At 58.1% G+C, this 12,987-nt stretch carries 14 protein-coding genes; 4 read left to right on the top strand and 10 right to left on the bottom strand.

Translation table 11 applies throughout. The features are described from left to right. Positions 1-26 precede the first annotated feature (26 nt). From AC3WJW_RS21915 to mhpA, 7 genes are all read right to left on the bottom strand, one after another. Entirely contained in the window at positions 27-1,346 is a 1,320-nt protein-coding gene (locus AC3WJW_RS21915) for an OmpP1/FadL family transporter (protein WP_493727360.1), read from the bottom strand. Positions 1,347-1,496: 150 nt separating this feature from the next. Beyond that, positions 1,497-3,398, bottom strand: coding sequence for an acyl-CoA synthetase (locus AC3WJW_RS21910; RefSeq protein ID WP_493727359.1), 1,902 nt, complete (start codon positions 3,396-3,398; stop codon positions 1,497-1,499). Positions 3,399-3,400: 2 nt separating this feature from the next. After that, on the bottom strand, positions 3,401-4,357 hold the full coding sequence (locus AC3WJW_RS21905) for a fumarylacetoacetate hydrolase family protein (RefSeq protein ID WP_493727358.1): 957 nt from the start codon (positions 4,355-4,357) through the stop codon (positions 3,401-3,403). A gap of 175 nt (positions 4,358-4,532) precedes the next feature. Further along, positions 4,533-5,624, bottom strand: a complete 1,092-nt coding sequence (locus tag AC3WJW_RS21900; protein ID WP_493727357.1) for a VOC family protein — start codon at positions 5,622-5,624, stop codon at positions 4,533-4,535. Positions 5,625-5,711: 87 nt separating this feature from the next. Further along, positions 5,712-6,326: a TetR/AcrR family transcriptional regulator gene (locus AC3WJW_RS21895; protein ID WP_104448546.1), complete on the bottom strand. Its 615-nt coding sequence runs from the start codon at positions 6,324-6,326 to the stop codon at positions 5,712-5,714. A gap of 223 nt (positions 6,327-6,549) precedes the next feature. Continuing rightward, complete coding sequence (locus AC3WJW_RS21890; protein WP_493727405.1) at positions 6,550-7,197, bottom strand: TetR/AcrR family transcriptional regulator; 648 nt, start codon at positions 7,195-7,197, stop codon at positions 6,550-6,552. Positions 7,198-7,199: 2 nt separating this feature from the next. Continuing rightward, positions 7,200-8,858 carry a bifunctional 3-(3-hydroxy-phenyl)propionate/3-hydroxycinnamic acid hydroxylase MhpA gene (gene mhpA / locus AC3WJW_RS21885; RefSeq protein ID WP_493727356.1) on the bottom strand — a complete coding sequence of 553 codons (1,659 nt, stop codon included), beginning with the start codon at positions 8,856-8,858 and terminating at the stop codon, positions 7,200-7,202. Positions 8,859-9,182: 324 nt separating this feature from the next. Between mhpA and AC3WJW_RS21880 the strand changes: the two genes are divergently transcribed. Together AC3WJW_RS21880 and AC3WJW_RS21875 are read left to right on the top strand one after the other, a co-directional pair. Next, positions 9,183-9,524: a YciI family protein gene (locus AC3WJW_RS21880; protein WP_493727355.1), complete on the top strand. Its 342-nt coding sequence runs from the start codon at positions 9,183-9,185 to the stop codon at positions 9,522-9,524. 71 nt (positions 9,525-9,595) lie between these two features. Next, positions 9,596-10,003: a hypothetical protein gene (locus AC3WJW_RS21875; RefSeq protein ID WP_493727354.1), complete on the top strand. Its 408-nt coding sequence runs from the start codon at positions 9,596-9,598 to the stop codon at positions 10,001-10,003. A 94-nt stretch (positions 10,004-10,097) separates the two neighbouring features. Here AC3WJW_RS21875 and AC3WJW_RS21870 read toward each other — a convergent pair whose 3' ends face one another. Continuing rightward, positions 10,098-10,550 (bottom strand): Lrp/AsnC family transcriptional regulator, encoded by a 453-nt coding sequence (locus AC3WJW_RS21870; RefSeq protein WP_493727353.1) that lies wholly within the window; start codon positions 10,548-10,550, stop codon positions 10,098-10,100. Positions 10,551-10,701: 151 nt separating this feature from the next. Here AC3WJW_RS21870 and AC3WJW_RS21865 point away from each other — a divergent pair, with 151 nt between their 5' ends. Together AC3WJW_RS21865 and AC3WJW_RS21860 are read left to right on the top strand one after the other, a co-directional pair. Beyond that, entirely contained in the window at positions 10,702-11,319 is a 618-nt protein-coding gene (locus AC3WJW_RS21865) for a LysE family translocator (RefSeq protein ID WP_493727352.1), read from the top strand. A gap of 61 nt (positions 11,320-11,380) precedes the next feature. After that, complete coding sequence (locus AC3WJW_RS21860; protein ID WP_493727351.1) at positions 11,381-11,866, top strand: MaoC family dehydratase; 486 nt, start codon at positions 11,381-11,383, stop codon at positions 11,864-11,866. A 124-nt stretch (positions 11,867-11,990) separates the two neighbouring features. On the opposite strand, the gene AC3WJW_RS21855 is transcribed toward AC3WJW_RS21860, so the two are convergent. Both AC3WJW_RS21855 and AC3WJW_RS21850 read right to left on the bottom strand, forming a co-directional pair. Next, on the bottom strand, positions 11,991-12,338 hold the full coding sequence (locus AC3WJW_RS21855; RefSeq protein ID WP_493727350.1) for a hypothetical protein: 348 nt from the start codon (positions 12,336-12,338) through the stop codon (positions 11,991-11,993). 73 nt (positions 12,339-12,411) lie between these two features. Next, positions 12,412-12,891, bottom strand: coding sequence for an NUDIX hydrolase (locus AC3WJW_RS21850; RefSeq protein WP_493727349.1), 480 nt, complete (start codon positions 12,889-12,891; stop codon positions 12,412-12,414). Between the last annotated feature and the right edge of the window lie 96 nt (positions 12,892-12,987).

The raw sequence follows: 12,987 nt of genomic DNA, 5'->3' as shown, positions 1-12,987 counted from the left end.
ACCGACAACAAGGAACCGGGTGTCGCTTAGTACCGATAGGTTGCCTGCACTGAAATGCCATTCGCACTATTGCGGTAGTTGGCACTGTATTCCGGTTGAAGACCGGAGTTGTTCGACTGCTTCACCGAGACTTTGGAATCCCAAAGATAACCATAAGCAAAGTCTATCGTCAGATCCGGACTCGGCGAATAAGCACCTCCCAGGGTCACGGCCTGGCGATTGCCAACCGGAACGCGCACGCTGCGATCGGCATTCCTGATGGGCGAAGGATCATAGGCGTAGCCGGCGCGCAGCAGCCATTGTTGGTTCCATTGCCAGGAAGCGCCAACGGCGGTGCTCCAGGTGTCCCGCCAGTTCATTTCTTCGGTCACACTTCCCAGACCCGCCGCCTGCCCCAATGGGGTAAGACCGCTGTTGACTGCCTCGACCTTCTTGATCCGGCTCCAACGCTTCCAGGTGGTCCCCAGGTAGCCGGTCCAGCGACTGTTGAAATGATGGGTGATGGACGTGTCCACGGACTCGGGCATCGTGAGGTCTATCTTGTTGTCATACTTTCCGTCAAGCGGGACAACGCTCGGGGAGCCGGAAACCTCGGTATGCCCTTCGAGCTCATAGTCCACCTTCGAGTGATAGTTAATCCCCCAACGGGTGGCATCACTCAAGTCAAACAAAACCCCGACGTTGTACCCAAGTGCGGTGTCATCGCCTTTGATGGTGACCAGTGTGTCCTCGCCGTTGTTCAGGGCGCCGGTGGCCAGGTAGTTCTGAAGTTTTGCATTGAAACGGTTGATGGTCGGTCCACCACCAATGGATAGGGAATCGTTGATCCGCCAGGCAACGGTGGGCTGCAGGGTTATTTCCTTGGTCGTGCTGTAGGAACCATGGTAACGCCCCTGAAAGCTGCTCTCGTAATCATTGATCAGACCACTCGGAGCATAGAGACCCAGGCCAATCGAAAATCGATCGTCCAGCGGCGTCGACATATAGGCGAAGGGCACGACCCCCAACGGTACCGAGTCCCCTTTATTCGTTCCCGGAGCACTGCTCTGCGCATCACTGATGTCATCGCTCACCGAGACGACCGCGGCTCCACCGGAAATCTCGGTACGTTTCAATTTGGTCAAACCTGCAGGGTTTCCAAAGATAGTGCTGGCATCCAGCGCGGAAGATGACCTTCCCGCATACGCAGTTCCCGCACTGCTTGCACTTTGTTCGTTAAGGGCAATGCCATTGGCGCTTGCGCTTGTTGAAACGCTGAGTATTACCGCGGCACCTGCGAATCTGATCCAGGAAGACACCTCTCGCACAGCTGAGAGACACGGGGTTGCACGGTTGCTCAGTTTCATTTCCCACCTCGTATTGTTTTTATTGATTGGTGCGCAGGCAAAGCTTCGCCTTCCGGTGCACTTGGCAGTGCCGGTTGGCGTTGATCGACGTTGTGAAAGACCCCGGCTGACGACTACCAGGGCCGAGGCGCCGAACTTACGAAGCCGGGATCATTTGAGCCACTCCACTTGAAAGCTATAGCGACCAAGAAGGAGGGCCAAAGACGCTTGATCTGTTCCGGCGCGGATGCACGCGACTAACCCACGTTGTTCATGCTGGATGACCTCGACCGCAATGTCCTTCAGACACATGCGTTGCACTTCCTGCCGAACGACTCGGGTCACTTCGCGCTGCTGCAAGGCGGGCTTGAAGATTTTGCCAACGGCCGTCAATGGCAGTGCTTCGAGGATTTCGATCCGCTTGGGAATGGCCGCCCGCTCGCTGATGTGGTGCTGAGCAAATTGCTCAAGTTCTTCGATATTGCAGACGTGGCCTGGTCGCAGTTGCACGTAGGCGACCGGCACTTCGCCCGAATAGGCGTCCGGGCTGCCGATGGCCGCCGCCAACGCCACCGCCGGGTGGGCTTGCAGCGCCTCTTCGATTTGCTTGGGATCGATATTGTGGCCGCCGCGGATAATCAGCTCCTTTTTGCGCCCGGTCAGCCAGAAGTAGCCATTTTCATCCTGCCGCCCCAGATCGCCCGTGTTCAGCCAGCGCTGACCATTGATCTCAATCCACAGACCCCGGTTATGGCTGTCCTCAACGTAACCCTCGAACAGGTTCGGGCCCGTGATGGTGATCACACCAGTTTCGTTGGAGTCAGCGTCGCGCAGATACTCTCCAGCGTCATCGAGCATGACTGCGCGCATGTCCTGATAGGCAATCCGTATACCGATGGAGCCGATGTAGCGTTCGCCATGGGGCGGGTTGACCGAGGAGACGCACGCGCCCTCAGTGAGTCCATAACCTTCGAGGATCTTCACCCCGGTCCGGCCTTCGAACGCCCGGAAAAGTTCGACCGGCATCGGCGCCGCACCACACATGGCATAACGAAGGCTGGACAGGTCGCGGCCTTCCAGCTCGTTTTGCAACAGTGCGGAATAGACGGTTGGAACACCGGAGAAGAAGTTGATGCCGAAGTGCTCAACCATCTCCCAGAAGCGTGGCATCACACCCTCACCGCGATAACCCTGCGGCGTGCCGAGGATGACATGATCACCTTGGCTCCAAGGCATCAGGCCGGTCACCAGCTGTGCATTGACATGGAACAGCGGCAACCCGCAAAAGATGACCTGACCACTCCCGCGTGGTTGCAGGTGCGTGGCCATGGCCCACGCGTTGAAGACCTCCGCCCCATGGGTACGCATCGCAATCTTGGGCAGCCCGGTGGTACCGCCGGTGCAGAAGTAGGAGGAACGATCCTCCGGGCGAAACAGCCGGGCACTCTTCAAGTGCGTGCCTGGCTGAGCGTCCATCAGCGTGCGCAATTCGTGAATCGTGGCGCCTCTGTGCAACTCACGTTCTTTCTTTGCCAGGGACTCCAGGGATTCACGCTGAGTTACATCAACGTAAGGCCCCATGCCAACCCACACGACGTGCTTGATCCGGGGAAGTTGATCCAGCTGCGAAGCCAGCTTGGGCCACAAGTCACTGCCCGGAGTCGGCGCGAGCGTTACCACCACGCTGGCGTTCGCGGCCCGCAACAAGGCCGCTATCTGCTTGGCCTCTTGCAGCGGATTGATCGCCATGACGATACCGGCCGCTTCACCCCCCCAGATGGTGAAGTGGGTTTCCGGCAGGTTGGGCAGGATGAAGGCCAGCACTTCACCGGGGGTAATGCCCAGGTCGTGGAAGGCATTCGCCGCGCGAGTGATGTCTGCGACGAGTTCGGCATAGCTCCAGTGGTGGGTGTTCCTGAAGCGGGTAGCGTCGGCGAAGAAACTCAGTGCCGGCGCATCGGGGCCAAGCTCGGCTGTCCGGGTCAGCGCTTCGTAAGTGCTTGAAGCCAGGCCACGCAATGCCAGCGGGACCTGCTCAATCCTTTCAATGTCGCTCAGAGATCGCACCATCATGTTCAGGCCTCCTCTACGACTCGGTTGCGCTGCACACCCAGGTCGATCACGCCATCGGCACTGCGAATGCGCGCCTCGACCACGTCGCCTGCCTTGAGATACTGCGTCCGCCCTTCCTGCGCCTTGAGGAAAAGTTTCCATTTGGTGGCTTCCGGCATCAGGGCTGCAATGCGCTGTTTGGCCGGCGAAGGAATGGTCAGTGCGCATCCCGCAGGCGTACCGGTGGCGATCAGGTCGCCGGGGGCGAGATCCTGGACGGTGGAGAGTTCGGTCAGGGTTTCAGCGGGGCCATACACGAGGTTGGCCGTGCTGTCGCTTTGTCGGACTTCGCCGTTGACCGTCAGGCGCAACTGCAAGGCTTTCAGGTAATGCATGTCCTGGGCACCCAGCAGGCAGAGATACGGGCCGACCGGGCCAAAAGTACGGAAGCTCTTGCCCTTGTAGAACTGCATCTGCGGGATCTGGATGTCGCGTGCCGAGTAGTCGTTGACAATGACCACCCCCGCAACGAACTCATGCAGGTTGGCGTCATTGACGGTCACTGCGCCGCTGATTACGCGTTTCATCACCAGCCCGAGCTCGATCTCATAGTCAAGGAAGCGCACGGTGCGCGGCTTGATCAGGACGCTGTCTGCGGCCACCAGGCAGCTGGTCGCCTTGGTGAACATCATGTTGTATTTCTTCGCATCCGGGTCCATGCCCGACTCGATCATGTGCTGCCGGTAGTTGGCCCCCTGGCAGACGAACTGTTGATTGCGGGTCACCGGCGACAGCAGCTTCACCTCGTGCGCCTCCAACTGCGCACCTTCGAGTCGAGCGAGGTCATCGATACTGTTCTGGCAGATGAAGTCACCCGTGGTCTCAAAAGTGCCCGGGACAATCGTGATACGGTCTTGGCGCAGCACGCCCCAGTGGATACCGTTCTCAAACTCAAAGCGGACGACGTGTACAGCGGACATTGAAGGTACTCCTGGGGCAGCGTTTGTCCCGCGCTCGACGGCGCGAGAACTGTGGTGTTGTTCTGAGAGTGGGCTGGCGACGCTGTAGAGCAACGAGCCGCTGGCGATCAAGGCTCCGGCCTTGAGGACGTCTCGCCGGCTATACCGGATAGCGATGCCCGACATGGCGGCCGCTCTACCCGAACATCCGCATCAGCGTGATCAACTTGCGAATCGTCAAGTCCGGGCTGCGTCGCAGGTTGCGGACCAGCGCTCGCACATTGCTGAAACTCATCCTGGGTTTGGTAAAACGCTTGGGCATGCGCTGCCCCCACTGCGCCATTGCTTCCGGGCTCACGAGATGGATGCCCGCAGGCCGAGTGGCCGTGAACACATCCCCGTCGCAGTAATGCTCGTGCTTATCGCCCCAGGGGTCTTGCCAGTAATCGAAGATCTGACTGCCCAGGATGTGCCGGCCGATCCCCCAGGAGTGTTCCCACCCCTGCTCCCGCAGGACGCGCTGCCCCATGCCCACCGCATCTGCATCGACGACTTCATAGGCACTATGGCTATAGGCAGCCATGAACCCCTGCGCTATCGCGAGCGTATGGTGGGCGGTGGGCGTTTCGCCAAGGTCGAGGCGCATGAAGGCGACGATAGGCGAGCCGTCGGGGAGCACCTGCACATCGCTGGGAATAAATCCGAAATGCCGGGTGTACCAGGCACAGGTCGACTGGTAGTCGGCCACTTCGATAACGATATGACCGAGTTTGAGTACCTCAGGCGGAGCCATCGGCGGGCGTTGCGTTGCGTTGATTCGCGGTTGCTGCTGCGCCAGGTTCCAGGAAAGAGGTGCCCGATGTTCCAAAGGTCTCGCTGGCGTCCGGTCGCAAACAGCCTCCACGATGAAGCCGGAAGGATCCTTCAGTTGGACGCAATACCCGCCACCAGGATGTTCCGACTTCTCGATCGATGATGCACCCGGGATCTGAGTCAGCTTTTCCAGATCGTCGAGAGACTCGACAGCCAAACCGAACCCGACAAACCGTGCCTGCTCGGCACGCTGGACGCGGTAGCAGTATGAACTCGCTTCAGTAGCGCGTAGATAAAGCGTATCGGCGTCCTGCTGAGCTACCGTCAGGCCGAAGTCCGTCAGGAAGCACGCCGCCTGATTCAAGTCCGGCCGTTGAAAGATCAGGTGCGTCAGATCCTGCGCCTTCACTGTCGGCTGCGGATGCCGGGCCGGTTGCGGAGTCGCCAGCCGGTGCGGTTCTTTTTTGTGGGTCATTGTTCTTGTTTCCCGGTTTTTTTAGGGCAAAGCTATCCCGCCCCCTGAAAAATCAGGGGGTGTTATCGGGTCGAGTGGGTTAGGTGATCAGTCTGGAGACGGCAGTACCGGCAACTCCGAGGTTGCCAGCGCACGAGCCTCCTGCGGTGGAATGCCCAGTGCCCGCAGCACCAGCTCAGCGGTGTCAGAGCCCGCTTCGCGCCACGTTCTATGCCCTTCCAGCACCAGGAAAATCGAGCCGAGGACGCCGCTCGATATCAGCGTGAGTATCGAGAGCAATTGCTCCTGGCGAAAGGTGTAGCGCCCACTGGAAAGTCCGTTCAGAAGATCGGTCGTCGCCTGGCCGCTGAACATTTCGCGCAATGCCGGGGTGCTCATGGCGAACTTATGGATAAAGGCCCCCCATTGGGAATCCTCATGCGCTCGACGGATAAAGAACCGGATTCCATTGGCAAGCCGCTGAGCGGGATCGGACAGGGAGTTGAAGCTCTTGCTGACGCGCTCATGCATCTCCGCCGCAAGCTGCCCGGCAACGGCCTCGAACAGGCTTTCCATGTTGTCGATGTTGCTATAGACCGTTCCGCGCGCCACGCCGGCCGCTTGTGCAAGGTCCAGGATGTTCACTTGCGAGGTACCTCGTTCAGCGAACAGGCGAAAAGCGGCTTGATGAAGGCGGCGTTGCGTTGGATTCAGGGATTCCACGGTTCTCTCTCCAGGATTACCTTTATGACGTCAATTGAACACGCGTGTTCAATTGACGTCAACAGTGGTTTTTGAATTAAATCCCTCAATCCCGATGAAAAGCGTTATATCTCTTGAAAAAAGAGCGTACAAAGCCATAGAAGGCTCAAAATGAGCTCTTCGCACAAAACGCAAATGAACATTCATGTTCAGTATTTTTGGGCAACGTCGGGATGACATCCGATCAGGCGGGAAGCGGCTTGCTGGCAATTTTCCTGGCTCTGGCAGGTGTTGCACCCAGCGCCTGGAGAATCATTTCGCTGACCCGCAGATCGTGTTCCAGCGCTGCACGGCCCTCGACAACCGAGCGCATTGCTCCAGTGGTGCATGACAAGACCATGTCCAGGGCAACGCCTTCGTCCACGTAGGCGAAAGTGCCCGCACGCAGCCCCTCGCGCAAATCGTCAAGGACGTGGGTAGCCAGGCGCGAGCGCATTGCCTGATCGAAATGGATGATGCGCAGCAGCGCATTTGCCCATTGATGGTCGGTAGCGGCCCGACAGATAAACATGCGCACGCCAATCGAAAGCCGCTGCGCACCGCACTGCACGTCCGAGGTCAACTCGGAAATGGCGTCAGAGAACTCGGCGGCCATGGCGATGCCCACCGCCTCCAGCACTTCGTCGCGCGTGCGGAAATAGTTGTAGATGGTCCCGTTGGATACCTCCGCTTCCGCGGCCACCTCCAACAGTGCGATCTCCCCCACCTCTTTGCGCGCAACCAGACGCAATGCCGCGTCCACCAGGCCGCGGCGGGTGCGCTCTCGCTTCTTGTAGCCCCTGGTAAGCGGTTGGGGCGCGGCATCGTCTAACGAAAGTGTGGGGGAAGGCATGATCAAGCTCGCAATCGGGTGGGCTCGTTGATAGTAATGGAAACGCGGTCAGGCGTGGCGTCATCACTCATCAGCAGGCCCCGGCAGTCGCGAAGGAGTCTGCTGGCCTCTGTGCCAGGGACGTGATGCATGATGATACGGTCAGGACGAACGGCGACCAGTGTTCCTTTTGCAGCCAGCGGCAGGATGTCATGGTTCATGTCTTCGATGAAGTCACAACGGCCGCCGGAACGTTGACCGCGAGGTCTGACCTCCAGGAAGTGGCCCCCCATCTTTTCCCAGGCAACGATCTGATCAGGGGTGAGCAGCGACAACGGGTCAACACCGAATCCAACCAGGGTCAGGTTGTCTCCCAGTGCATCGTCGCTCAGCTTGATCTGCTTTTGCAGGGTGCGAATCCAGGCCTGGGGAAATAGGCTGCCACGGACCAACTTGTCACCCCTGCGATGCTGCACGAACAGACCGTGCTTGAAGGTGTTTTTCGGCTTGATGTCCAACTGCTCGAAGTACCTCCTGGTAGAGGGGGTCAACGCCAGCGTGCGCATCAGGCCATGGATGAAGAATGCGGCGATCCTGTTCTTGGGCATCACCAGGCGGCCCATGAGTTTTGCCAGATTGATCATCGCCTGGGCATGCGGGCGGCGCTCTGCATCATAGGTATCGAGTATCGCAGGCGCGGCGTGACCACGAAGGACCCAAGCCAGCTTCCAGGCAAGGTTGGCACCATCACGCAGGCCCGCGACGAGACCTTGCCCCACAAAAGGAGGGGTGATGTGTGCGGCGTCGCCGACGAGGAAGGTACGTCCCTTGCTGAATCGATTGCAGCAACGCGCGTGGAATCGATACACCGCCTTGCGCTCGATTTCCAGTTCCTGCGGATTGACCCATGGCGCAATGAGCCGCGCGATGCTTTCCGGGCTTTCCAGCTCCTCCCGGGATTCGCCGGGCTGCAGCATGAATTCCCAACGCTCCCTGCCACCGGGGGCGGGCATGTGCGGCGTGGGCCGCCGCGGATCACAGATAAACTCAATGTGATCAATGGCTGACTGATGCCGGTTCCTGGCATCGACAATCAGCCAATCCTCTGCATAGGTTTGCCCTTCGAACTCCTGGCCGATCAGAGCCCTGACCCTGGAGCTGGCGCCATCCGCTCCGATCAGGTACTGGGCGCGAACGGCATGCGACTGCCCATTTTCATCCCGTACGGTGGCGACCACGCCGTCCGCTTCCTCAACCAGACTCTCCAGCTCGAAACCACCCAGGCTGGTCACTGATTTCAGTCGGGAAACCTGGCCACGCATCGCTCGCTCGAGGTCGGGTTGATAGAACGTCACAAGCTTGGGATGGCCATCGATGCACCCTTGGGTATCGGCTCGACCGAATTGCCCGAGGACCGGAGAGTGCATCCTCACTTCAGGGATAGCGATCTTCTCGAAAGCGTCCTCCGACAGTCCGGCCAGTTGCAGGATGCGCAGGGCCTCGTTGTCCAGGGCAATGGCACGAGGCATCAGTACGATGTCATGGAGCTTGTCCAGCACCAGGGTCGTAACCCCATAGCGGCCGAGCAGGGCCGCGATTGTCGCCCCTACCGGACCGTTACCGACGATCAGTACATCGACAGTGGAGGTAGGCAATTCGGAAACTTTCTTGTTGTTGTTCATCTCGAGCCCTTGTTGTGATTGAAGTCGTGAGGCGCACAGGTCTCATCGTCAGGCAGGGCCAAGGTATGCAATATTGAGGAATATTTCAATATTGATGTTTTCGTCATTATTGTTTTCGAATCATTGCCAGGCCAATCGGGAGGCATGCCGAACAGCCCTTCGCGACGGGCAGCTTTCGCCAGGCGCTGTCGCCGACGAGCGGCAGCCTTGCGGCGGCCCAATGCGCTAGCCTTTAAACGCTTGCCCGAGCAGCCAGCGAGCCCATTGGACGGTGCATGCCGCCCACAGGCATCACGACCGCCATCAATTCCCGGAAGAAGCACCGTGGCCAAATACCTGATCTCTTTTCCAAGCGCGGCGATGGTTGTGCCCGATGGCGAATGGGAAGCGGTGCGCCGCGACTCACACGCTGTGATTGATGAGGCGAAAACCGCCGGTGTCTACGTCTTCGGTGGCGGAATCGACGACGGCGTACCGCCCATACTCGTCTCTGCCGACGGCGCGGTTGCACTGGGCGGCTATCCTTGGGCGCCCACGCTCGACGGCGGCTTCACCGTGCTGGAACTGCCTTCGCGCGATGAGGCCATCGCGTGGGCGGCGCGCATTGCCAAGGCCTGTCGCTGCGACCAGGAACTGCGCGTCTTCGGGTTCGACCCGCAGTCCTGAGGGCAGCACTGAAACCGGCAAGCGCGGCCTGACACTTCATTCATTGCAGATCATCACAGGTACGCCCCACCATGCGAAATCCACTCAAGCATTCAAGCGTTCGTCTTGGTTTTTTACTGGGTGTTATCTCAATGGGGCTGACCGCTTGCAGCAGCGACGAGAACATGACTTCAGCGACTAAAGAAATTACTCGACCCCCTGTCGATGACAGCGAGACGTCGTCTGTGCGAATCACAACCAGTTGGCTACAACACTCACTTAGTCAAACGGGTTGCCTGCAGCACGCCAGAGCGGCTCTTACAAAAGCGAGATACTTTGTTGAAGCAGGAGAAAGATCAGTCTATGGGTTGCGTGAAGGCATGACTTTTTCGATTCGCTGCGACTACGAAGGTGTTGCTTTTCTCGCAGTTGCTTATCGCCACAGGCCAAGTACTCAGACCCAGGATCGGATCCTGAATGAAATCACCAGGCTATTTTAAGGACTTACCCTTCCCGGACGGTGCCTGGAATACGTCTTCGAGGGATTCTTGCATCACTCCTGCCCCTCATGAAGAACCACATGCAGCCTGTCCATCAGAAAGGAAGGGGCCGATCCTGGACGACCCGTTTCATGACGAGCGTCGAGGTCAGCCGTTGCACGTTGGGTAACGTCGAGAGGCTCTCATCGTAAAGCCTCTGGAAGGCCGGCAGATCCTGGGTTACCACGTGCAGCAGGTAGTCCGGCTCCCCAAACAGACGCTGGGCATCGACCACCTGGGGTATTTCGACGAGCGCTGTCTCGAAAGCTTCTACAGCTTGCCTGTCACCCTCTCGAAGGGTGGCAAACACCATGGCGGAAAAGTTCAGTCCGAGTGCGCCGGGGTCCAGCCGTGCGCGATAACCCAGCAACACCCCAGACTCCTCCAGGGCCCTGACTCGCCGATGGCACGGGGAAAGGCTCAGGCCCACGCGCTCGGCCAGTTCGGTGACCGACAGGCGACCATCCTTTTGTAGCTCGGAAAGAATGTTTCGATCAATCCTGTCCATATAGAAGAATCTCCCAACCAGAGCCGTTCTGATGACCATCTTTGAAAGTAAATTCTAACAAGATTTCATTATTCTTCCTTCAATCATTCATTGCCGCGCAGCGCTCGAAACGATGCAGATGCGGCCGTTGATTCAAGGAGTAGGTAGCATCATGACCTTTAGCGTTTTCGTTGCGTTCTGGGCTGTATCGATTCTGTTCATCATCACGCCAGGCGCCGATTGGGCCTACGCGATTTCGGCAGGGTTGAAGCATCGAGTCGTCCTGCCCGCAGTGGGCGGTCTGTTATCCGGCCATTTAATCGCCACAATGATTGTTGCCGGCGGTGTGGGCACATTGATCGCCAATCATCCTGTGGCCTTGTCGGGGCTTACGATTGCCGGAGCGGGTTACCTGCTTTGGTTGGGCGCCAATATGCTTGCCCGCCCTTCTACACCTCACGCGGATGAAACTCAGGCGTCGGGCTCATGGAAGCGCTGGGCGCTCAAGGGGCTTTGCGTGAGCGGGCTGAATCCGAAAGTGTTCCTGCTGTTCCTGGCGCTCTTGCCTCAATTTGCCGACGCGACCGCTCCCTGGCCCGTACCGATACAAATGATTGCGCTGGGACTGGTCCACACTGTCAGTTGTGGCGTGATCTACCTGCTGGTCGGATTTGGCTCGCAAGTTATTCTTCGGGCGCGCCCTGCGGCCGCTCAACGAGTCAGCCGATTTTCTGGAGCCGCCATGATCATCATCGCGCTGGTGCTGCTGATCGAACAGACCCGCGGCTGATCCTTTATCAGCCATACATTTTACATTTCAGCCACTGCTTCACCGCTACCAGGGAGCGCTTATGAAAAGCCCGAGAGAACGTGCCGCCGAAGGTCTCCAGGTCGGTGAACGGTTCACCATAGTCCGCTGTTTTACAGAGGATGATATTCGTCAGTTCGCGCAAATCTCTCGAGACTACAACCCCGTTCACTGCGACGCGCACTACGCGGAACTGCGCAGGTTCAAGGCGCCCATTGCCCATGGCCTTCTGACCGCCAGCCTCGTCACCGAAATTGGCGGGCAAATCGGCTGGCTGGCGACAGGGATGAGTTTCGAATTCAAACGACCGGTTTATCCAGGCGAGCCAATCACCTGTCACTGGCTCATCGCTGACATCGATGAACGTGGTCATGCAAAAGCCGAAGTCCGGATTCTCAACGCGCAGGGAGTCACGGTGCTGGAGGCGACGACGACCGGGGTGCTACCCGGTACTGAAGAACGGGAGCGCCTCAGGCAAATGCTGGCTGAGGGCGATGTCACTAACGGAGCTGTCATGCCCATGACTTGATGTCGTGGAATGGTTGGCGCCTGGTGGTTCCTTCGTGACAGGCCACAATCAGCCAAAACAGTCATCCACCGAGTTGTTGGCGAAACAGGAGAAATCGCCTCATCGGCCGTTTCATTTGACAGGGTTATTGTGGATCACCGACCCGCTTGCGTACTGCTTTTGCAAGCAGCGAATAGAAAACGATGAGCAAGGGAATTGGCAAAGCCACCAACAACAATGCGCGAGTGACGTCCGACAGGCCGCCAGTATTGAGGGTCCCCGGCAACGAGGCCAGTGTAATCATGATCACCAGAGACGCACCCAGATTGCACATGCAGATGGCCATGGCCCGGTAAAAAATTCGCCAGGGCCTGGAGGGGTGATCGATGTTCCTGGTAGATGGCGGGATAACACCAGGGCGGGGTAATACGATACAAGTGCCAATAAGCCCGGTAATGGACTGAAAGGCAAAGACGAAAAATGTCAGTGTCATGAGGGATCAATCAATTCGGTGGAAGCGCGATGACGGAGTTTTGCACAGTCTCGGCTAGAAGCAGACGCTCTAGTCACAGCGTCATTGGAGCCTTCAAGTCGGGGATAGTCGTCTCGGGTATTGATGTTGGGGACTTCAGGTAACCACCCTTCGACAACGTAGACTTCACATGCATCAATGCTCGATAAAAGACCGGATGACATTCGGTAAATGGTAAATCATCAAGGGATGCCCAAAAAAAACTAAAGGCGTGGCCATGGTCGTCGAGCGTGTAGTGAGTCCATTCTTCTGGCAACTGTACTTGCGCTTCACAAAGTTGAAACGACCAAATCTGATCCAGATGCTCAGCAATCCAACAGCCCATATCACAAACAACCGTGGCAGCAATACCGGACTCCTCTTTCAATTCGCGTAGCGCGGCCTGAGGTGGTGTTTCGCCGGGCTCGATTGTACCTTTGACCAGTTGCACGCCTGCCAGTGGGTGACGGAACAATAGAATGCGTGGGACCGACGAATTCAAAAGAATAACGGGGCAGGCTTTGTTGGGTGACATAGCGATCTCCTTATCGACTGCGCATCACATAATATCGCCATCCCCTGCCTCCATGACCAGATTCTGGATGTCCGCTTTGGGCTGTCAATTGCACCT

The organism is Pseudomonas sp. GW821-FHT07G06 (assembly GCF_058986625.1).
Note: the sequence above shows the minus strand (reverse complement) of the source record. Positions and strands in the feature narration are given on the sequence as shown.